At 57.6% G+C, this 20,161-nt stretch carries 17 protein-coding genes and 2 pseudogenes; 13 read left to right on the top strand and 6 right to left on the bottom strand.

The window, feature by feature from the left end:
• Window positions 1–2 precede the first annotated feature (2 nt).
• Genes AKU79_RS16350 through AKU79_RS16340 form a run of 3 tightly spaced genes read right to left on the bottom strand, consistent with a single transcriptional unit; the run spans window position 3 to window position 2,819 of the window.
• Window positions 3–800: an FMN-binding protein gene (locus AKU79_RS16350; RefSeq protein ID WP_050524632.1), complete on the bottom strand. Its 798-nt coding sequence runs from the start codon at window positions 798–800 to the stop codon at window positions 3–5.
• The gene (locus tag AKU79_RS16345; protein ID WP_050524631.1) at window positions 793–1,569 is read right to left on the bottom strand and encodes an RnfABCDGE type electron transport complex subunit D; all 777 of its coding nucleotides are present in this window, start codon (window positions 1,567–1,569) and stop codon (window positions 793–795) included. The genes AKU79_RS16350 and AKU79_RS16345 overlap by 8 nt, the downstream gene beginning before the upstream one ends.
• Window positions 1,566–2,819, bottom strand: a complete 1,254-nt coding sequence (locus AKU79_RS16340; protein WP_082224083.1) for a hypothetical protein — start codon at window positions 2,817–2,819, stop codon at window positions 1,566–1,568. Before AKU79_RS16340 ends, AKU79_RS16345 begins: the two co-directional genes overlap by 4 nt.
• Before the next feature lie 124 nt (window positions 2,820–2,943).
• Here AKU79_RS16340 and AKU79_RS16335 point away from each other — a divergent pair, with 124 nt between their 5' ends.
• Window positions 2,944–4,137: a cytochrome c3 family protein gene (locus AKU79_RS16335; RefSeq protein ID WP_050524630.1), complete on the top strand. Its 1,194-nt coding sequence runs from the start codon at window positions 2,944–2,946 to the stop codon at window positions 4,135–4,137.
• 122 nt (window positions 4,138–4,259) lie between these two features.
• Here AKU79_RS16335 and AKU79_RS16330 read toward each other — a convergent pair whose 3' ends face one another.
• Window positions 4,260–4,997 carry a FadR/GntR family transcriptional regulator gene (locus tag AKU79_RS16330; protein WP_050524629.1) on the bottom strand — a complete coding sequence of 246 codons (738 nt, stop codon included), beginning with the start codon at window positions 4,995–4,997 and terminating at the stop codon, window positions 4,260–4,262.
• A gap of 479 nt (window positions 4,998–5,476) precedes the next feature.
• Here AKU79_RS16330 and AKU79_RS16325 point away from each other — a divergent pair, with 479 nt between their 5' ends.
• The 12 genes from AKU79_RS16325 to AKU79_RS16270 all read left to right on the top strand — a co-directional run bounded on the left by AKU79_RS16325 (window position 5,477) and on the right by AKU79_RS16270 (window position 19,811).
• Window positions 5,477–6,469, top strand: coding sequence for a TRAP transporter substrate-binding protein (locus tag AKU79_RS16325; protein ID WP_050524628.1), 993 nt, complete (start codon window positions 5,477–5,479; stop codon window positions 6,467–6,469).
• Window positions 6,470–6,544: 75 nt separating this feature from the next.
• Window positions 6,545–7,036 carry a TRAP transporter small permease gene (locus AKU79_RS16320; protein ID WP_050524627.1) on the top strand — a complete coding sequence of 164 codons (492 nt, stop codon included), beginning with the start codon at window positions 6,545–6,547 and terminating at the stop codon, window positions 7,034–7,036.
• Entirely contained in the window at window positions 7,033–8,343 is a 1,311-nt protein-coding gene (locus AKU79_RS16315; RefSeq protein WP_050524626.1) for a TRAP transporter large permease, read from the top strand. The genes AKU79_RS16320 and AKU79_RS16315 overlap by 4 nt, the downstream gene beginning before the upstream one ends.
• Before the next feature lie 267 nt (window positions 8,344–8,610).
• The gene (locus AKU79_RS16310) at window positions 8,611–9,600 is read left to right on the top strand and encodes a TRAP transporter substrate-binding protein (protein ID WP_050524625.1); all 990 of its coding nucleotides are present in this window, start codon (window positions 8,611–8,613) and stop codon (window positions 9,598–9,600) included.
• A gap of 178 nt (window positions 9,601–9,778) precedes the next feature.
• Window positions 9,779–10,216 (top strand): TRAP transporter small permease, encoded by a 438-nt coding sequence (locus AKU79_RS16305; protein WP_231580212.1) that lies wholly within the window; start codon window positions 9,779–9,781, stop codon window positions 10,214–10,216.
• A 2-nt stretch (window positions 10,217–10,218) separates the two neighbouring features.
• Window positions 10,219–11,499 carry a TRAP transporter large permease gene (locus tag AKU79_RS16300; protein WP_050524624.1) on the top strand — a complete coding sequence of 427 codons (1,281 nt, stop codon included), beginning with the start codon at window positions 10,219–10,221 and terminating at the stop codon, window positions 11,497–11,499.
• Between the two features lie 434 nt (window positions 11,500–11,933).
• Window positions 11,934–14,591: a pyruvate dehydrogenase (acetyl-transferring), homodimeric type gene (gene aceE, locus AKU79_RS16295; RefSeq protein WP_050524623.1), complete on the top strand. Its 2,658-nt coding sequence runs from the start codon at window positions 11,934–11,936 to the stop codon at window positions 14,589–14,591.
• A gap of 24 nt (window positions 14,592–14,615) precedes the next feature.
• Window positions 14,616–15,872: a 2-oxo acid dehydrogenase subunit E2 gene (locus tag AKU79_RS16290; protein WP_050524622.1), complete on the top strand. Its 1,257-nt coding sequence runs from the start codon at window positions 14,616–14,618 to the stop codon at window positions 15,870–15,872.
• Between the two features lie 14 nt (window positions 15,873–15,886).
• Entirely contained in the window at window positions 15,887–17,623 is a 1,737-nt protein-coding gene (lpdA, locus tag AKU79_RS16285) for a dihydrolipoyl dehydrogenase (protein ID WP_050524621.1), read from the top strand.
• A gap of 286 nt (window positions 17,624–17,909) precedes the next feature.
• Complete coding sequence (locus AKU79_RS16280) at window positions 17,910–18,479, top strand: carboxymuconolactone decarboxylase family protein (RefSeq protein ID WP_050524858.1); 570 nt, start codon at window positions 17,910–17,912, stop codon at window positions 18,477–18,479.
• Window positions 18,480–18,560: 81 nt separating this feature from the next.
• Entirely contained in the window at window positions 18,561–19,205 is a 645-nt protein-coding gene (locus tag AKU79_RS16275) for a DsbA family oxidoreductase (protein ID WP_050524620.1), read from the top strand.
• A 3-nt stretch (window positions 19,206–19,208) separates the two neighbouring features.
• A complete protein-coding gene (locus tag AKU79_RS16270; protein WP_050524619.1) occupies window positions 19,209–19,811 on the top strand; it encodes a TetR/AcrR family transcriptional regulator in 603 nt (200 codons plus the stop codon).
• A 49-nt stretch (window positions 19,812–19,860) separates the two neighbouring features.
• Here the strand turns inward: AKU79_RS16270 and AKU79_RS20045 are convergent.
• Window positions 19,861–19,905 (bottom strand): annotated as a pseudogene (locus AKU79_RS20045) (hypothetical protein); the annotation flags it as partial.
• Window positions 19,906–19,911: 6 nt separating this feature from the next.
• Window positions 19,912–20,155, bottom strand: a pseudogene (locus AKU79_RS19820) (transposase); the annotation flags it as partial.
• Window positions 20,156–20,161 lie beyond the last annotated feature (6 nt).

The raw sequence follows: 20,161 nt of genomic DNA, 5'->3' as shown, positions 1-20,161 counted from the left end.
ACCTAAAACGCCCCCCGCCGGATTGCGGCCAGCAGCGGGCCGTAGCCGTCATCCCCCAGCCAGAACCGCATGATGCGGGTGATCGCGTTTGAGGTGCGGGTGGCACCGGTGATGCCGTCCACCTCATATTCGCTGCCTGCGGTGCCTTTGGCGACGGCAAAGCGCGGCGCGCCGCTGGCATCAAGCGCGGTTTTGCCGCCGAATTGCGACAGCCACGCGGGTTCTTCGATCCGCGCGCCAAGGCCGGGGGTTTCGGACTGGTTGGTGATAGCAAGGCCTGCGATGGTTTGCGTATCTGCACGCAGGGCCAGAATGGCATCAATCGGGCCGTTATAACCGTCACCCGTGATTGGCAGCAGGGCAAGTGACAGGTTGCCATCCGGCCCGCGCAGGAAATAGACCTGCGCGAAGTTAGGGCGCTGGCCAAGGCCTGCGGTATCTTGGGCAGCGGTCAGGCCGGTCCAGTTGCTGCTGTCTTGCAGCGCTGTGGTCAGGTCGGCGGGGGCAATTTCGGCAACTGCGCCTTTGGTAAGGTCGATCACCACGGTGGACAGTGTGCCCCCCGATTGGGCCAGAAGGTCGGACATGCCGGGGATACCTGCGATCAGGGTTTCCAGCCGCGCCTGTTGCTCGGCCGCGCGGTTGGCCGTTTGGATGGGCCGCAAGACGACCGTGGCACCGCTGACAAACAGCGCGCATATGGCCGATACGAGGAAAGCGATGGCAACCGTTTTGGTGCGGCTTTCATTCGGCAGGGCCAAAAGGCGGCGCCACGCGGCAAAGGGGTTCAGGTTAGCCATGACGTTTTCTCCTGCGCGACAGCCAGAATGCGATTGCGGCCTCATCCAGCAAGGGTGCTGCGAGTGAGGTAAGCAGTGCCGCCGAAACGGCGATTTGGGCGGGGGCGGCGCTGTGCCACTGCGTGGCAAACAGCGTAACAAGCGCGGCGAAAAGCGCACCGTTCAGCCAACTGCCGGCGCGGGTATGGGCGCTGGCGACCGGGTCGGTGACCAGCAGGGCGAAGACGATTGCGGTGCTGGGCAGCGCTGCGGTGACGGGCAAGTGGGCAGCAAGTGCCACGCCAAGCACCGCCAGCGCCCCAAGGATCAGCCGCCATGACATCACACCATAAAGTGCGCCGATCGCCAGTGCAGGGATGGCGGCCCAAGCCACGGGTAGCGCGAAATCATGCCAAGGGGCTGTGGGAAAACCAAAGCCGAGGAAGGCGAGCGTGACGGTGGCGGGGTTCAGCACATTGCGCCCCCAGCCGCCAAACACCAGCTCGGCCATGACAGAGCCAAAGCTGATGCCAAGCACGAGTTGCCAAAGCGTCAGATCGGCCGGGGCGAGCATGGCCACGGCGATGGCGGTCACGGCACCGGCAAAGGAGGGCGGTTGCGCACGGGCCAGCATAAAGACAAGGTGCCAGAGGCCCGAGGTTATAAGGGTAAAAGCAAGGCGGCCAGCGGCATCCAACCCGCCATAGGCCAGCCACGCCAGAACCATCGGCAGCATGGCAAGCAGCAACAGCAGGGCGATGATCTCGCGGTCCCAAAGACCTCGTTTCATAGCGCGTCCTCCTCGGCGGCAATTTTGTGCAGAATGGCGCGCAACTGGGTGGCAAGGCGCGGGCGTGCGCCGGTGGCGTAATCGGCAAGCGCGACGTCCTCGGCCAGTAGCGACAGGCCACCAAGGCGGGTGAACCCTTCAGTATCGGCGGTGGCGAGGGCACGGATGAGGGCGGCGGCGGGAACTGCACCGCCAAGCGATTGGTCTAGCGCCGCCGAGGGGATGATTGGCGCATGGCGGGCCGCGCGTTCAAGGGCCGCAGCAAACCAATGCGGGGGCTTGGTGGTGGCACGCAGAGTCGGGAATGTGGCTTGCCGGTCATGGACCCCAAGCCAATGCGCGGGCAGACCTGTCAGGATTGACCCCGAAAGCACCTCATGCGGGCCGGGGCGCAGCAGGGATTGGCCAAGACCGCGCAGATCGGCGCCTTTCTGACAATGCATCATGGCGGGCGCACGCAAAGCATCACCAGATAGGCTGACCAGACGCGTTGCGGGCAGATAACCGGTGGCAAGCAACCCGCCAATATCGGCGACATCTTCGGCGTGGATTTCCCACACCGGGGCGCTGGGGGTGGCGGGGAAATGACGGTGGATTTGCCAGCCGGCCAGACCTTGCGGATGGATGGGACGGATGGGCAGGCGCGTGAAGGTTGCGGGTGGCTGGATGGGGGATGGCTGATGCGCAGGCTCACACAAAAACAGCTTGGCGGGGAAAGCGGTCAGCGCGGCAAGGCCACGGCTGAAATCATCCTCTCGGCCCGCGATGGCGGCCCATGGGGGTGGGGCATCGGGGGTCGTATCAATGCCCATGACAAATATCGCGGCGGGGGATTCTGTGGCGCGGGGCATGCGGCCAAAGGGGCGGCTGCAAATGCTGCGCCACAGCCCCGAGGCCTGCAGCAAGGCAGGCAAAGCGGGGGATTTGGTGTCAAAGGCGTGGCGGTTGCAATGGTCATCCTGAAAGAACACAACCTGCGACAGCCTGCGGCCGGGCCGCAGATCAACCCGCGCGACCCGCCCTGCCATCGGGGCCACCAGCACAATATCAGGCGCAGACCGCAAGCGCAGCACCGGCTGGCCCTGAGCCACCTTTGCATCTTCGGCGACCAGCAGATCGACGCGCAGCTCTTCGTTCGGGGCGGGGGTCAGCGCGGCTTCGGCGGTCAGATTTTCGGTGGCCGTTGTCTGCGCAGGGGCAGCCCCCGAGGGGGGCAAGATCAGCCCGGAAGAAAGCGGCGAAAAGCGCATCACATATCCATCTGACAAAGCCGTGCGGCACAGGCTGCGGCGGCGAGATCGTTGCGAAATTTCGTCATTTCTGATACCATAGTTTTATTCGAAGGTGTACCCGCTGCAAAAAAGGAAGAAATATATGTCATTGAGAATAAAAGATTTATTTGGAATACATGTTTCTTTCGGCCTCGCACTGGCGGTACTGCCCGCAATTGGTGCAGCCCAAGCGCAAACCACCGGCACTTCGCCCGAAATTGAGGCAATCGCACAAGAGCTGGGGCAGTTTGTGAAGCCGCGCTCGGGGCCGTTCAAACCCGATGAGATCAAGATCGCGAACCAGACGGCCATCGCAAACTGGGCGCGGTCGGGCCATTCTGATTCGCATGCCGAGGCCTTTGCGCATTGGGATAGTGAGGGCGAGATTCCACCCGTTTGCGCGACCTGCCATTCGGGTGCGGGGTTTCGCAGCTTTCACGGGTTGGATGGCAGCGCGCCGGGGGTAAAGAAAGGCCCCACACCGGTTGGCGGCGTGGTTGATTGCGACACCTGCCACAACCCTGCCCTGAACAAAGTGACCGAGGTTAAATTCCCCAGCGGCCTGATGCACCCCGTTGCCACCACAGCCGAGGCATCTTGCATGACGTGCCACCAAGGTCGCGCGGCGGGTAATATGATTTCCAAAGCAGTTGCCACGCTGGAGCCCGACGCGCCGAACCCCGAGTTGAAGTTCATCAACCCGCATTATGCCGTTGCGGCGGCGACGTGGTTGGGCGGCTATGGCGGGTCGGGGTTTCAGTATCCGGATAAGGACTATAGCGGCCGCTTTTTCCACGCGCGGCCGGTGGAAACCTGCGTTTCCTGCCACGAACCGCACAGCCTGAAGGTGGCACAAGACGCGTGCAGCACCTGCCATGAGGATAGCAAGCTGGACAATATCCGCCTGTCGCGCATCAGCTATGACGGCAGCGGCGATCTGAAAAAAGGGTTGCGCGCCGATCTGGCCGCCAATGCAGAGCGGCTGCAGGGGTTGATTATCGACTATGCGACCAAGGTTGCGGGCGTGCCGATGGTGTTTGATGACCACCGCTTTCCCTATTTCTTTGCCGATGCCAATGGCGATGGCCGCATAGATGAGCAAAACGGCAATGCTGTTGCCTATAACGCCTGGACACCGCGCCTGCTGCAAGCCACCTATAACTGGAAATTCGTGACCTCGGACAAAGGCGCATTCGTGCATAACCCGCATTACGCGCTAGAGCTGGTGTATGATTCCGCGCAAGACTTGGCGGGGCCGATGGGTCTTGATTTTCAGGCGTGGAATATGATGCGCTAATGGCTTTGGCTGCATCGGCCTGACATCGCGTGCAGTTAAGCGTGCCGTGCTGCACGCCGGAATGTTGCAGCATTTTGGCGATGCTGTGGACGACCATGGTAACAAGCTGCGAAAGCCGGTGATCAGCTTTCCGGTGTGCCGTCGAAAACCCGTTTGCGGGCGTTTTCGATATGGGCGCGCATCGCCTCACGCGCGGCGATCTGATCGCCTGCGGCGATGGCGTTGTAAATGGCGTAATGCTCTTTCTGGACCAGTTGCAGGCGGTCTTTGGGCTTGGTCAGCGACAGGTTGCGGGTCAGGTTCAGGCCGGTCAGGATATTGGCCTTCATCGAATGCCGCGCCGCGGTGAAATACTGATTGCCCGAAGCGTCGCAAATCGCGGCGTGAAAATCCTCATCCGCGTCAGCGCCCAATTCGCCCTGCGCGATACAGGCATCAAGTGCCAGAAGCGCCGCCTTGATCGCGGCCAGCTCGGCATCACTGCGACGCTTGGCGGCGAAATAGGCGGCCTCGCCCTCAACCGCGACGCGAAATTCAAAGGTGCGCTGGATGTCGGCAATAGAGCCGATCGGCGCGAATTCCAGCACCTCGCCATCCGGTTTGCGCGTGACGTAAGAGCCCGACCCCTGACGCGACACGATCAGATCATCGTTGCGCAGATGTTGCAGGGCCTGACGCAGAACGGGGCGTGACATGCCAAAGCGCTGGCTGAGCGCATGTTCGGTCGGCAGCTTGGCACCAACCGCGATTTCGCCATGAATAATCATCGACAGGATTTGTTCATAGGCTTGGTCGGCCAAGGTCCGTGCGGCCTCATGCGCGGTCGGGTCTGTCTTTATGTGCCGCTCGCTGGGCGCCATTGCAAAAGATCCTCTATGGATTTGGGGTCGGTTGAAGGATTGGCGCCGAAGGGAGAAACGCGGCGGTGAAACATTGTGGGGGCATATCGCGCAAATCTGGCCTTCTCAACCGGTTCATGGGCGGTGGATGGTCTGATCCGGCGGACGACCGCCCGTTGACTGCCCAAGGCTTTGCGGCTTGTTGCTTGCCTGTCCGATGCATTTTTGATCTGCGCCCCCTACCCAATACTAGGTAGCAAGACGGAATTGATGCGTCAATATTTGTAATATTTTGCTTTGCAAATCTTGATGAAAAGGGGGTGTTTATGCCGTTTTTATAAAACAAACGTTCGTTTTTCGGCAAAAATCCTTGCCATGCAGGTTAATGAATTTGACAAAAATGACCAAATTATCCTTGACTCTTTACAATTGCATACAACTTAATGCCGCCAGTTTAGGGCCACCCAACTGGGAGCGGCCCGCTGTTAGGGAGGACAACCATGTCAATTTTCAAGAAAACCGTCACTTTGCTATCGGGCGCCGTTCTGGCGACAAGCGTGTTGGCAAGCACAGCCAGTGCGCAGGTCACGCTGCGCGGCGCCAGCATGTTTGACGAAAACCATGCCTATACCAAAACGCTGCGCAAATTTGCGGATCTGGTGAAAGAAAACTATGACGGCGATGTCACGTTCGATTTGCGCCTGAATGGCGAATTGGGCGTAGAGTCGGATTATGTGACCTATCTGAACCAAGGCGTGGCCGTGGATTACACGATCCTCGCGCCATCGAATATGGCGGTGTTCTCGCCGTCTATTCCGTTGATGGATATGCCGTTCCTGTTCCGCGATCTGGACCATTGGAACGCCGTTCTGTCCAGCGACGTTCTGGCCCCGCTTGAGGCAGAGTTGCTGGAAAAAGCCGATATCAAGATCATCGGTTATAACGGTGGCGGCGTGCGCAACATCCTTTCGGCCAAGCCGATCAAGGATATGGCCGAGTTGAACGGCTTTCGGATGCGCGTGATGGGTGCGCCGATTCAGGCACAAATCTTTGCGGCCCTGCATGCGGCCCCTTCGGCGATTGCCTATAACGAAGTGTATAACGCAATCCAGACCGGCGTTATCGAAGGGTTTGAAAACGAGGCTGCCAGCATTCAGAACCTGAAGTTTTATGAAGTGGCGCCGTATTTGACCCTGACCCAGCACGCGATCACCGTGCGTCCGATCGTGATGAGCGGCAAGACCTTCCGCGCATTGCCCGAGGCGCTGCAAGCGGCTGTGCTGAAAGCCGGCAAGGAAGCAGGCGAATTTGGCCGCGAGCTGGAATCGCGTGAAGACGGCGAAAAGCGTCAGGAAATGGCCGATGCCAAGCAGATCACACTGATCCCGTTTGAAGGCCGTGACGAAATGCTGAAAATGGTTGTCCCCGTGCAGGACGCCTATGCAGCCGAGTTGGGCGCGACCGAACTGCTGAACGCAATCCGCGCGAAGTAATTGCCGATACCCCGGGGCAGCGCAGGTTGCCTCGGGGTTTTTTCGTGTTTTGGGCACTAGATTTCGGGGGCGTAAATGGGCGTTGTCTTGGACAAGTTTGCGAATGTGTTGCGCGTTTTGCTGGCGATTTTGATGGGCTCGCTGGCCATACCCGTCGCGATGCAGGTGATTTCGCGGTATACGGGGATTATCCCGACCTATCTTTGGACCGAAGAGCTTTCGACCTTTATCTTTGTCTGGGTCGTGATGATCGGGTCGATGGTGGCGGTTTGGGATGGTATTCATTTTGATGTGCGCGTGACGCCCGATGCCAAACGGCCGTTGATGATTTTGCTGCAAAACGGGGTTGTGCTGGTGCTGATTCTGGTTTTTGCGATGCTTTTTGCATTTTACGGCATCGAATACGCCAAGTTCGGCAGCATCCAGAACTCGGTCATGATGCGGGCCAACCTGATGGTCACCTTTATTTCTGTTCCCATTGCTGGCGTGGTCTGGACCCTGTTTGCGGGGTACCGGCTGTATGAGGCGATTTCAATATACCGCAAATCGCGGGAGGATTTTGTATGATCGTTTCTACCGTTATGGCTTGTTCAATTTTGGTGGGCGGGTTTATTTTTCTGGTCGCAATTCGGGTTCCGGTGGCCTTTGCATTGGGGATTGCGACGATTCCGATTGTGATGATGGATATGCGGCTCACGCCGTTTATCATCATCGACCGGATGTTTCAGTCGTATAACTCGTTCATCCTGCTGGCGGTGCCGTTCTTTTTGCTGGCCGCGAACCTGATGAACTCGGGCAAGGTGACGGATAAGCTGATTGAATTGGCGCGTGTGCTGACGGGGTGGATGCCCGGCGGGCTGGGCCATGTGAACGTGGCCGTATCGATGCTGTTTGCCGGGATTTCGGGGTCTTCGACGGCCGATGCTGCGGGTTGCGGCAAGATTTTGATCCCTGCGATGGTGAAAGAGGGCTATGACACCCGCTTTTCCATTGCGATTACGGCCTGTTCATCGGTGATGGGGGTGATCATTCCGCCCAGCATCCTGATGGTCGTCTGGGGCGGCGTGATGCAAGTTTCAGTGGGCGCGCTGTTTCTGGGCGGAGCCATTCCGGGGATACTGATCGGGCTGGCGTTGATGGCAACGGTGTATGGCTATGCCAAGGTTTACAACTATCCGACCGCCGGCACCCCGACGTTTGCCGAATTCTGGCATGCGCTAAAGGGTGCGGCGCTGGCGATGTTTACCCCGATTTTGGTCATCGGCGGCATTGTTGGCGGTATCGTGACCCCCACCGAAAGCGCGATTATCGCCGCAGGTTATGCGCTGATTTTGGGGATGTTCGTCTATCGCACCGTCAGCGTCCGCGACTTGGGTGCAATTTTGTATGATACAGGCCGGTTCGCGTCGATTTCCTTGTTTGCGATTGGCACGGCCTCGGCCTTTGGTTGGATGCTGTCGTTTTACAACGTGCCACGGCTGATTGTGGCTGCGATGACGGCTACGCAATTCGGGCCATTGGGCACGGGCTTGTTGATCGCAGCGCTGTTCTTGTTTTTCGGCCTGTTCATCGATGCGATTCCGACGATCATCATCTTGGGCACGGTTTTGATGCCGGTCGCGCAAGCGGCGGGGATTGAGCCTGTCAGCTTTGCGATTATCGGGATTGTATCACTGGCCTTTGGATTGGTGACGCCGCCCTATGGGCTGTGTTTGCTGATATCGGCGGCAATTGGCGGGATGAATGTGATGCAGGTCATGCGGGACGTGGTGATCATCTTGATTCCCATGCTGCTGATATTGCTGCTAATTATCATATTCCCCGAGATCGTATTGTGGTTACCGAAACTGCTGATGCCCGGATCATTCCGCTAAGACGGCCTGTGGCACCTTCGGGTGCCACAGAGTTTTTTGGGCCAGAGCGCAATCAAGTCTATACGGCGCAGAATTCCGCCACTAGGCTGTTTGAACAGCGCAAACATACAAAAATAGCCGCTACGGAAATTCGTTATTTGACAATACTTGTCAATCTGGCATACTAGCATACTCGAGGATGGGGATCGATTCCCGCGGCAACAAACCCAAAACGAGGTTCGCCGGGCAATCGAGAGACATAGAACACAGAAGATCTGGGAGGATCGTATGACGTTTTTTAAAAAGATCAATGCAGTAGCAGCAGGTGCGGCGCTGGGTGTCAGCCTTGTTGCGACTGCATCGGGTGCAACCGACTTGCGTGGCTGGAACATCCACGTTGACGACTATCCGGTTTCGATCGCGATGGAATCGTTCATGAAGGAAGTGACCGAGAAAACTGGCGGCGCGATCACTGGCAAAATCTATAACAACGGCGTTTTGGGCGACCAGCCGGATGCGATTGAGCAAGTTCGTCTTGGCGCGATCGATTTCGGTGAATTCAGCCTTGGGCCAATGGGTCAGGCAATTCCTGAAACCAACGTGGTTTCCTTGCCTTTCATCTTTAAAAGCATCCCGCAGATGTACAAGCTGATGGATGGCGAAGTTGGTGAGAAGATCGGCGAAGGCATGATCGCCAAGGGCATGGTGCCATTGGGTTGGTATGATGCCGGCGCGCGCTCTTTCTACAACTCGCAGCACCCGATCAACACGCCTGACGACGTGAAAGGCCTGAAAATCCGCGTGATGAGCAACGATTTGTTCGTGATGATGGTTGAGGCCATGAAAGGCAACGCGACACCAATGGCCTTTGGTGAAGTGTATCAGTCGATCAAGACCGGCGTTGTGGACGGTGCGGAAAACAACCCGCCATCCTACGAGTCGACCAACCACTTTGAAGTGGCCAAGTACTATTCCTTGACCGAGCACCTGATCATCCCCGAGTGCCTGTGCATGAGCAAAGCGACATGGGACAAGCTGACACCTGAGCAGCAGACCATCGTGAAAGACGCCGGTCACGCAAGCGCCTTGTTGCAGCGTGAGCTGTGGCAGGCACGTGAAGCGGCCAGCATGGAAAAAGTAAAAGCTGGCGGCACCGAAGTGAACACGATTGCCGACAAAGCACCCTTCCAGGCGGCAATGGCACCAGTTTACGACAAGTTCATTGCTGACAATCCAGCGCTGACCGATCTGGTCAACATGATCCGTAACGCTGACTAAGCAAAAAAGATGTGTGAAAGGCCCGCTGTTTTAGCGGGCCTTTTGCCGCTTATGCGCAAGCCCCTTCATACATTCGGGTGCAATGATGACAAATACTTCGCCTACCGTTCAAAATATCAGGCTTTTCCTTGACCGGATTAGCGCCGCTTGTTTTTGGATAGCCTCTGTCGCCTTGGTCGTGCTGATCGTAACCTTTGGCTGGCTGGTTTTCGGACGCTATGTTCTGAACGTGACGCCCACTTGGGTAGAGCAGTTGGCCCTGCTGTTAATCTGCTACATCACCTTTTTGGGGGCTGCGGCAGGCGTACACGAAGATACGCATATCGGCGTGACCTTGTTTCGCGATATTGTTCCGTTGGGGCTGCAAAAGATCGTTATGATCGTGATCGATCTGATCGTTGCCGCCTTTGGGGCAAGCATGCTGATCGCCGGCATCGCGCTGATGAAATTTGGTTGGGCGACCCTGCTGCCGATGCTGAACATCCCTGAGAGTTTTCGCACGCTTGCCATCACGTCTTGCGGCGGGTTGGTGCTGTTGTTTGCAGGCACACGGGCGGTTCTGCGCATTCTGACATATCGGGACTGGGTTCCCTCGACCGACGAAAAGGAAGCTTGACTATGGGTTTGGCAATTTTGCTGTGCGTCTTCGGGGTTGGCGTTATCGTCGGCGCCCCGGTCGCATTTGCCATGGGCATCGCGGCGGCGGCGGCCTTTTGGTACGAAGGCTTTCCGATGCTGATCACGTTCCAGCGGGCAACCGCGGGCGTTTCGGTGTTTTCGCTGCTGGCGATTCCGTTCTTTGTTTTCGCCGGCGAGATCATGTTGCATGGCGGTATCGCCCAGCGGCTCGTCAAGCTGGCATCCGCCTTGGTTGGCCACTTCAAAGGTGGTCTGGCCATGGTCAATATCTTTTCCAGCATGTTGTTTGGTGGTATTTCGGGTTCGGCTGTGGCCGATATTTCGGCGCTGGGTTCGCTGTTGATTCCAGTGATGAAAGAGCGCGGCTATCGCCCCGATTTCGCGGTGAACGTGACCGTGACGTCATCGATCGCGGGGATCGTTATTCCGCCAAGCCATAACATGATCATCTTTGCGGTGGCTGCAGGTGGCGGTATCTCGGTTTCCAAGCTGTTTATGGCGGGGGTTATTCCGGGCATTCTGATGTGCGTCTGCCTTGCGGTTGCGGCCTATATTCTGTCGGTCAAGCATAAATACCCGGCCGAGCCCTTTCCCGGTTGGGGCGAAGTGGCGCGCAGCTCGGTTGATGCGCTGCCCGGCTTTATGACGGCTGTGATCATCGTGGGCGGCACCTTGTCGGGTGTGTTCACGGTAACCGAATCCGGTGCGTTTGGTGCGATTTACGCGGTGCTGCTGACCAAATTCTATTACCGCAGCCTGAGCTGGGATGCGTTCATGAAATCGGTCACCGGTGCTGTGCGGACCACATCGATGGTGATGATCCTGATCGCCTTTGCCAGCTCTTTCGCCTATTTGCTGGCGCTGTATCAGGTACCGGCCGAGCTAAGCAACTTGCTGGTGTCGATTTCGGACAATCCGATCATCATCTTGCTGATGATCAACCTGATCCTGCTCATCCTTGGCATGATCATGGACATGGCTGCGCTTATCCTGATCTGCACACCGATCTTTTTGCCGATCGCCAAAGGCCTTGGCATGGACCCGGTGCAGTTCGGCATCATGATGCTTGTCAATCTTGGCCTTGGGCTGTGCACACCGCCTGTAGGCACATGCCTGTTCGTGGGTTGCGCCGTGGGCAAGATTAAGATCGAGCAAGCACTCAAGACGATCTGGCCATTCTATCTGGCGATTTTGGCTGCCTTGTTGCTGGTGACATTTGTTCCCCAATTCTCGCTCTGGCTGCCTTCGCTGTATGAATAAGGCATAGCGATTGTTCTGGGCCTTCACTGGCCCAGAACCCCAAATGCCGGGAATTGCAAAATTTTCGCACTTAATAGGGGGAAATGCAGATTCATTTGGCACCAAAAAAACCCGCATTGCCAATTCAGGCAATATGCTTATCATAACAAACGATAGCCTACCAAGAGTTGGTTTCAGGGCCGTTTTGGTCTCATACCGCCAAGGCCACGATTACAACTGCAGGCTATATCGACCGAATCGCAGATCTCCGCCCAAGGATATCCTTTCTATATGACGTCACTGCAAAACAACCGCTTTTCTGCCACCAAAACGCGTTGTTTAGCCGTTGAACGAAGTCCTGAAATCATGCAGCCCCAATTGTCGGCCTTGCGATTCAGGGCAAACCGTTAGCCCCCACCCCCCTTTTTTACCTGACCATTCTGGAGATGACCCGAATGCCTGAACTGACCCCCGATATTGATGCGATTGAAACCCAGGAATGGCAGGATGCTATTGCGGATGTGATCGAAAAGGACGGCGCCAACCGTGCGCATTTCTTGCTGGACAAGGCCGTACAACAGGCCCGCGCGGCGGGGGCGACCCTGCCCTTTTCGGCGACTACGCCATATCAGAATACACTTGCCAGCGATGATCTGCCCGAATTTCCGGGCGATCTGGAAATGGAATGGCGCATTCGCACGATCAACCGTTGGAACGCGATGGCGACGGTTGTGCGGCGCAACAAGGAAAGCAGCGAATACGGCGGGCATATCGCGTCTTTTGCGTCCTCGGCAGTGATGTATGACATCGGGTTAAACCATTTCTGGCGCGCGAAATCGGCGATTCACGGCGGCGATCTGGTGTTTTTCCAAGGCCATGTGGTGCCGGGGATTTACGCACGGTCGTTTATGGAAGGCCGGATTGATGAGGAAACGCTGGTCAACTTCCGGTCGGAAGTGGATGGCAAAGGCCTGTCATCCTATCCGCACCCGTGGTTGATGCCCGATTATTGGCAGTTCCCGACGGTTTCGATGGGCCTTGGCCCGTTGATGGCGATCTATCAGGCGCGGTTCATGAAATACATGCACAACCGCGGCCATATCGACATGGCCGACCGCAAGGTCTGGTGCTTTCTCGGCGATGGCGAGATGGACGAGCCGGAGTCGCTGGGTGCGATTTCGCTGGCCGCGCGCGAAGGGTTGGACAACCTGATTTTCGTGGTCAACTGCAACTTGCAGCGGCTTGACGGCCCTGTGCGCGGCAATGGCAAAATTGTACAAGAGCTTGAGGGCGAGTTCCGCGGCGCGGGCTGGGAAGTTATCAAGCTGCTGTGGGGCAAAGGCTGGGACGAGCTGCTGGAAAAAGACTCTAGCGGCCGGTTGCGGCAGTTGATGGATGAAACGGTGGATGGTGATTACCAGACGTTCAAATCCAAAGACGGTGCCTATATCCGCAAGAATTTCTTTGGCAAATACCCCGAAACGGCGGCACTGGTGGCCGATTGGACCGACGATCAGATTTGGTCCTTGCGGCGCGGCGGGCATGACCCGGAAAAGGTTTATGCGACTTTCAAACGCGCGACCGAGGTTAAGGGCCAACCGACCTGTTTGCTGGTAAAAACCGTCAAAGGTTACGGCATGGGCACTGCTGGCGAAGGCCAGAACACCACGCACCAGCAAAAGAAACTGGCCGAAGACCAGTTGCGTGCCTTCCGTGACCGTTTCAAGATTCCGGTTAGCGACGAAGACCTGCCCAAGGCGCCGTTTGTCAAACTGAACAACGCGCAAAAGGCCTATCTGGCCGAACGCCGTGCGGCGCTTGGCGGTGCCTTCCCGCAACGGACGTGGAAAGACACGCCCAAGCTGGAAATTCCACCGCTGACTGCATTCAAGGCGCAGCTGGAATCGTCGGGCGAGCGTGAGATTTCAACCACAATGGCCTTTGTGCGCATTCTGACCACGCTGCTGCGTGACAAGAATATGGGCAAGAACGTTGTGCCGATTGTGCCGGATGAAAGCCGCACCTTTGGGATGGAGGGGCTGTTCCGCTCGGTTGGGATTTATAACCCGCTGGGTCAGCACTATACCCCCGAAGACGCCGACCAGATGATGTATTACCGCGAGTCTGAATCGGGCCAAGTTCTGCAGGAAGGCATTAACGAGGCCGGCGCGATGGCCGACTGGATTGCGGCGGCGACATCCTATGCCAACCACGGCGTGCAGATGGTGCCGTTTTTCATCTATTACTCGATGTTCGGGTTCCAGCGTATTGGTGACTTGGCCTGGGCGGCAGGCGACAGCCGTGCGCGCGGCTTTATGCTGGGCGGCACCGCAGGACGGACCACGCTGAACGGCGAAGGTTTGCAGCATGAAGATGGCCACAGCCATATTCTGGCGTCGACCATCCCGAACTGCATCACCTATGACCCGACTTTCCAGCATGAGGTGGCGGTTCTGATCCATCACGGGATGGAACGGATGTATGGCAAGGATCAGGAAGATGTGTATTTCTACCTGACTTTGATGAACGAAAACTATGCCCACCCCGAAATGCCTGCGGGGTCGGAAGAGGGTATTATCAAGGGCCTGTACCGGTTGAAGAAGGTGAAACCGGCCAAGGCGCATGTGAACCTGCTGGGTTCGGGCACCATTCTGGTGCAGGCGATGAAGGCGGCAGAGATGCTGTCGGCCGACTTTGGCGTGACCTCGGATATCTGGTCGGCGACCAGCTTGAACGAGCTGGCCCGCGATGGCCAGGACGCCGCGCGCCACAACCGTTTGAACCCGCTGGGCGACCAGAAGGTGCCATATGTGACGTCAGTGTTGGAGGGTGCGAAAGGCCCGATCATCGCGGCCACGGATTACATGAAGAACTATGCCGAGCAAATCCGCGCCTTTGTGCCGGGGCGGTTTACCGTGCTGGGCACCGATGGGTACGGGCGGTCGGACAGCCGCGTGAACCTGCGCCGGTTCTTTGAGGTGGATGCGAACCATATCGCCGCCGCCGCGATGGTTGATCTGTACCGTGACGGCACGATTGACGAGAAAACGCTGAAAGCCGCGCTAAAGAAATATGACATTGACGGCACCAAGCCGAACCCCCGTTTGGTTTGATCGGGACGCAAAGGAGAAAACAGAATGGCTATTGAAATCCAAGTCCCAGACATCGGTGACTTTAAAGATGTTCCCGTGATCACTGTTTTGGTCAGCGTTGGCGATGTTGTCGCCAAGGAAGACCCTCTGGTCGAACTTGAATCCGACAAGGCGACGCTGGAGGTGCCATCCTCGGCGGCCGGTAAAATCACCGAAATCCGCGTCAAGGAAGGCGATAAGGTTTCGATGGGGTCGGTTATTTTGATGCTGGAGGCATCGGGTGAGGCGGCAGCACCTGCGGCGGCTGCTCCTGCTCCGGCAGCGGCGGCCCCTGCTGCGGCCCCTGCCCCAGCGGCTGCGGCACCTGCTGCGGCGGTGGTGGATAGCGGCTTTGGCAAGGCGCATGCCTCGCCATCCATCCGCGCCTTTGCACGGCAATTGGGTGTTGATCTGGCGGCGATCAACGGGTCGGGCCGCAAAGGCCGTATCTTGCGCGAAGACATCACGGCGGGGTTCAAGAAAACGGCGGCACCTGCTGCTGCGGGCGCCTCGGCGGCTGGCGGCATGGGTATTCCACCGATGCCGGTTATTGATTTTTCCAAATTCGGCCCTGTCGAAGATGTGGAAATGCCACGCATCAAAAAACTGTCTGGCCCTGCCCTGCACCGCGCATGGCTGCACATCCCGCATGTGACCGTTTCGGAAGAGGCCGACATTACCGAGCTGGACGCCTATCGCAAGGAACTGGATACCGCCGCCAAGGCTGATGGTTATCGCGTGACCTTGCTGTCTTTCGTTATCAAAGCCTGCGTTTCGGCGTTGAAAGAGCATTGGGAGGTGAACTCGTCACTGCACCCCGATGGCGACAAGCTGATCAAAAAGAACTACTACAACATCGGTTTTGCGGCTGATACGCCCCAAGGCCTGATGGTTCCGGTGATCAAGGATGCGGACCGCAAGGGCATTGTGCAAATCTCCAAAGAACTGGGCAGCCTGTCGGCGCAAGCGCGTGATGGCAAGCTGAAAGGGCCGGATATGCAAGGCGCGACCTTTACGATTTCGTCATTGGGCGGGATTGGTGGCACCGGCTTTACCCCGATTGTGAACGCGCCAGAGGTGGCGATTTTGGGCCTGACACGGGCGAAAATGGCACCGGTCTGGAACGGCTCGGAATTTGTGCCACGCCTGATGCAGCCGTTGTCGCTGTCCTTCGACCACCGCGCGATTGACGGTGCTTTGGGCGCACGGTTCAACGCATCGCTGAAACATCTGCTCGGCGATGTGCGCCGGTTGATGTTGTAAGGGGGGCTGAACAGATGGAAATTCAAGTCCCTGATATTGGTGATTTCAAAGACGTTCCGGTGATCACCATTCTGGTCGCGGTGGGTGATACCGTGGCCAAGGAAGACCCGCTGCTTGAACTGGAATCCGATAAGGCCACGCTAGAGGTGCCTTCGCCTGCGGCGGGTAAGATTACCGCCATTCGGGTGAAGGTGGGTGATCGCGTGTCGCAAGGCACGGTGATTATCGACCTTGAATCCGCTGCGGGTGATGCGCCTGCCGCGGCCCCAGCGGCAGCTGCGGCCCCCGCTGCGCCGACGGCCGTTGCGCCAACCGGTGCGGCGACGGGTAAGGGTGAGATTCATGCCGAAGTGGTTGTTCTGGGCTCTGGCCCCGGCGGCTATACGGCGGCGTTTCGGGCGGCGGATTTGGGTAAATCCGTGGTGTTGATCGAAAAAGACGACAGCCTTGGCGGCGTTTGCCTGAATGTCGGTTGTATTCCGTCCAAGGCGTTATTGCACGCGGCCAAGGTGATTACCGAAGCCGAGGAAATGGGCGAACATGGCGTCACCTTCGCCAAGCCCAAGGTTGATATTGACAAGCTGCGCGGCTGGAAAGCCTCGGTCGTGACCAAGCTGACAGGCGGGCTTTCGGGCCTTGCCAAGGCGCGCAAGGTGACGGTGGTAAACGGCTATGGCAAGTTTACCGGCCCGAAGATGATCGAGGTTGACGGGCCGGATGGCAAGAAAACCGTCAGCTTTGACAATTGCATCATCGCTGCGGGCTCGGAGCCTGTGGCGCTGCCGTTCTTGCCCAAGGATGACCCGCGGGTGATCGACAGCACCGGCGCGCTGGAACTGGCCGATGTGCCAAAGCGGATGCTGGTGCTGGGTGGCGGGATTATCGGGCTTGAAATGGCCTGTGTCTATGACGCTTTGGGCAGCAAGATCACGGTTGTGGAATTGATGGACCAGATCATTCCGGGTGCCGATAAGGACATCGTGAAACCGCTGCACAACCGCATTGCCGGGCGCTATGAAAACATCCTTTTGAAAACCAAGGTCACGGCAGTTGAGGCGCAAAAATCGGGCCTGAAAGTGACGTTTGAGGATGACAAAGGCGCGGTTACAACCGACACGTTTGACAAGGTGCTGGTTGCTGTTGGCCGCCGCCCGAATGGCAAGCTGATCAATGCCGAGGCCGCTGGTGTGGCTGTGGATGAGCGTGGCTTTATCGCCGTTGATAAACAGCAACGCACCGGCCAGCCGCATATCTTTGCGATTGGCGATGTGGTCGGGCAGCCGATGCTCGCGCATAAAGCCGTGCATGAAGGCAAGGTTGCGGCCGAGGTTTGCGCGGGCCAGCCGCGTTTCTTTGACGCGAAAGTCATCCCCTCGGTCGCCTATACCGACCCCGAGGTGGCGTGGGTTGGCGTTACGGAAAACGAGGCCAAGGCCAAAGGCATGAAGATCGGCAAAGGCGTGTTTCCTTGGGCGGCTTCGGGCCGTGCGCTGTCGATCGGGCGGTCTGAAGGCATTACAAAGCTGATCTTTGACCCCGCAGATGACCGCGTGATTGGTGCAGGTATCGTTGGCCCCAACGCGGGCGAGTTGCTGTCCGAAATGGTGGTGGCGATTGAAATGGGGGCAGATGCGGTTGATCTGGGCCATTCCATTCACGCGCACCCGACGCTATCGGAAACCATCAACTTTGCGGCTGAAATGTTTGAAGGCACGATCACCGATTTGATCCCGCCAAAGAAAAAGCACTAAGCCGACCTGATTGAAGTGAAAAAGGCGCCCTCTTATCCGGGGCGCCTTTTTCATTGCCAACAATCGCTGGTTAAAGCCCGTTGCTTCATCACGCCGCTTTGTGATCGTTGGGGGTTTTGAGGCGCTCCACTTTTACACAAAAATAGGTCTTGCGGCTTTGATCGCATTCTCTGGCCAAGCCTTACCTCAACTTTGAGTGATCACTCAAATATATTGTTGAGCAATCGCTCAAATACGCCTATACCCGTTCTTGCAAAACACCTCTGAAACCCTGAAAGGGAAAATCATGGCGACCTTTAAAATTCACACGATCGAAACAGCGCCCGAGGCTGGCAAGCCGCTTTTGGAAACGTCTTTGAAAAACAATGGCCGCATTCCGGGCCTGCATGGCACGATGGCCGATGCGCCGCCTTTGCTGGCCGCCTATAGCTTTGCCCATCAGCAGTTCATGGCGACGACCCTGACCGACGAAGAGAAAACCGTTGTCTGGCAAACGATCAACGTTGAAAACAACTGCCATTACTGCGTGCCCGCCCATACCGGCATTGCGAAAATGATGAAGATCGATGACGCGATCACCGAGGCGCTGCGCAATGAAACACCGCTGCCGACAGCCAAGCTGGAAGCACTGCGCACGTTTACTTTGGCGATGGTTCGGGACCGTGGTTTTGTTGCCGAAGCCGAGACCCAAGCCTTTCTAGACGCAGGTTTCACCGAGGCGAACATCCTTGAGATCATTCTGGGCGCCGCGCAAAAACTGATGTCGAATTACACCAACCATTTTGCCAAGACGCCTGTCGATCAGGTCTTTCAGAAATTCGCGTGGGAAAAAGCGCCTGCCGAAGCTGCCAAGTGAGGCAAGAACGGATGGTCTGGCGCATGACGCCAGACCGTCTATATGAAACGGATGACCGCACGGTTAACCTAAGGAGCCGCCATGACAGACCCTCTTCGCATCGATATTATTTCTGACGTGATGTGCCCGTGGTGCATTATCGGGTATCGCCAGCTTGCCAAGGCTTTGGCGGCATCGGGAACGGCGCATGAAATCCACTGGCATCCGTTCGAGCTGAACCCGCAGATGCCACCCGAGGGGCAGAACACGCGCGAGCATATCATCGAGAAATACGGCAGCACCCCCGAGCAATCGGAACAATCCCGCCGACAGATGGCCGCTTTGGGCGAAAACCTTGGGTTCACCTTTGCGTGGACGGATGCATCACGGATGCACAACACGTTTAACACCCACCAGCTTTTGCACTGGGCCGAGACACAAGGGCGCAAGCATGATCTGAAAATGGCGCTGTTCACGGCACATTTCACCGATCAGCGGAACCTGTCGGATGATGCTGTTCTGGCCGATATTGCCGCAGAGATCGGGCTGGACCGCGACGAGGCGCTTGCGGTTCTGGATGACCAACGCTTTGCCAATGATGTCCGCAACGCCGAACGCTTTTGGCAGCAGCAGGGCATTTCGGGCGTGCCTGCCGTGGTTTTCAACCGCAAGCACCTTGTCACCGGTGCCCAAGGCGAAGAGAATTATGCCAGCATCTTGTCACAACTTGCCCAGATGAAGGACTAACCCATGGCCCGCGCCGCAAATTATGATCGTGACGCCGCACTTGATGCGGCCATGACCGTGTTTTGGCGCAAGGGCTATCACGCGACCTCGCTAAAGGATCTGGAAGGCGTGCTTGCGATGAAACCGGGCAGTATTTATGCCGCGTTTGACAGCAAGGAAAACCTCTATCTTTTGGCGATTGCGCGCTATTTCGATGCGTCACGCCAAGGGTTTCGCGCCCAGATAGCGAAATATGCGTCACCTTTGGCCGGTTTGGCGGCGCAATTTCAAAACTTCGTCGAACTTGCTGCGGCAGATCCGTCGCGTCAGGCCTGCATGTTGATGAAAACGCTGGTGGATACCCGTGCGACCGACCCGAACCTTGCCGAGGCCTCTCGCGCCTATCTGGACCAGATGTGTGGCGAATTCGCAGAGGTTTTCAGCGCCGCGCAGGATGCAGGTGAAATCGCCAAAGAGGCCGACCCAAAGCGGCTGGCGCGGCGGTATCAGGCCAATATTACGGCGCTGCGGGTCGAATTGCAGCGCGGAACAGCACAGGCCGATATTGCAGACCTTGCCGCGGATATGGCGCAGGAAACCATGCGGCTGGGCAGAGTGACGGGTTAACCGTCAGGGCCTGGGCCACGGTATCAGCGCGCCGCGCCGACAAGTCCTGATTGCAGGCGGCGCTGCCATCGGATTCCGTATACCCGGCGATCACTATCGACACGGACGGGCATCTGTCATAGCGCGAGGCAACCCTTCGCCAGTCCTTCAATCGCCCGAACATGATCTCGATGTGCCACTTGGCGGCGCATGTTTACATGCGCGAGAAGGCAGTTTCGGCGTTTGTAGCGTCGCTCGTCGTATTTCACGGGCTTAGTTCGGGACCCCCGACCAGGGATGCACGGTTTTATCCCCTTGTCTTTAAACGCATTTCTGAACCAATCAGCATCATAGCCACGGTCCGCTGCCCG

The sequence above is a fragment of the Pseudorhodobacter wandonensis genome, from assembly GCF_001202035.1.
GTDB classification, from domain to species: domain Bacteria; phylum Pseudomonadota; class Alphaproteobacteria; order Rhodobacterales; family Rhodobacteraceae; genus Pseudorhodobacter; species Pseudorhodobacter wandonensis.
The sequence above is the reverse complement of the archived record's forward strand: the minus strand, read 5'-3'. Positions and strand labels throughout refer to the sequence as shown.

What these genes read in the sequence shown, in the direction of transcription:
- AKU79_RS16350 (WP_050524632.1), bottom strand. Translation starts at nt 800, where the DNA reads ATGGCTAACCTGAACCCCTTTGCCGCGTGGCGCCGCCTTTTGGCCCTG.
- AKU79_RS16345 (WP_050524631.1), bottom strand. Translation starts at nt 1,569, where the DNA reads ATGAAACGAGGTCTTTGGGACCGCGAGATCATCGCCCTGCTGTTGCTG.
- AKU79_RS16340 (WP_082224083.1), bottom strand. Translation starts at nt 2,819, where the DNA reads ATGCGCTTTTCGCCGCTTTCTTCCGGGCTGATCTTGCCCCCCTCGGGG.
- AKU79_RS16335 (WP_050524630.1), top strand. Translation starts at nt 2,944, where the DNA reads ATGTCATTGAGAATAAAAGATTTATTTGGAATACATGTTTCTTTCGGC.
- AKU79_RS16330 (WP_050524629.1), bottom strand. Translation starts at nt 4,997, where the DNA reads ATGGCGCCCAGCGAGCGGCACATAAAGACAGACCCGACCGCGCATGAG.
- AKU79_RS16325 (WP_050524628.1), top strand. Translation starts at nt 5,477, where the DNA reads ATGTCAATTTTCAAGAAAACCGTCACTTTGCTATCGGGCGCCGTTCTG.
- AKU79_RS16320 (WP_050524627.1), top strand. Translation starts at nt 6,545, where the DNA reads ATGGGCGTTGTCTTGGACAAGTTTGCGAATGTGTTGCGCGTTTTGCTG.
- AKU79_RS16315 (WP_050524626.1), top strand. Translation starts at nt 7,033, where the DNA reads ATGATCGTTTCTACCGTTATGGCTTGTTCAATTTTGGTGGGCGGGTTT.
- AKU79_RS16310 (WP_050524625.1), top strand. Translation starts at nt 8,611, where the DNA reads ATGACGTTTTTTAAAAAGATCAATGCAGTAGCAGCAGGTGCGGCGCTG.
- AKU79_RS16300 (WP_050524624.1), top strand. Translation starts at nt 10,219, where the DNA reads ATGGGTTTGGCAATTTTGCTGTGCGTCTTCGGGGTTGGCGTTATCGTC.
- aceE (WP_050524623.1), top strand. Translation starts at nt 11,934, where the DNA reads ATGCCTGAACTGACCCCCGATATTGATGCGATTGAAACCCAGGAATGG.
- AKU79_RS16290 (WP_050524622.1), top strand. Translation starts at nt 14,616, where the DNA reads ATGGCTATTGAAATCCAAGTCCCAGACATCGGTGACTTTAAAGATGTT.
- lpdA (WP_050524621.1), top strand. Translation starts at nt 15,887, where the DNA reads ATGGAAATTCAAGTCCCTGATATTGGTGATTTCAAAGACGTTCCGGTG.
- AKU79_RS16280 (WP_050524858.1), top strand. Translation starts at nt 17,910, where the DNA reads ATGGCGACCTTTAAAATTCACACGATCGAAACAGCGCCCGAGGCTGGC.
- AKU79_RS16275 (WP_050524620.1), top strand. Translation starts at nt 18,561, where the DNA reads ATGACAGACCCTCTTCGCATCGATATTATTTCTGACGTGATGTGCCCG.
- AKU79_RS16270 (WP_050524619.1), top strand. Translation starts at nt 19,209, where the DNA reads ATGGCCCGCGCCGCAAATTATGATCGTGACGCCGCACTTGATGCGGCC.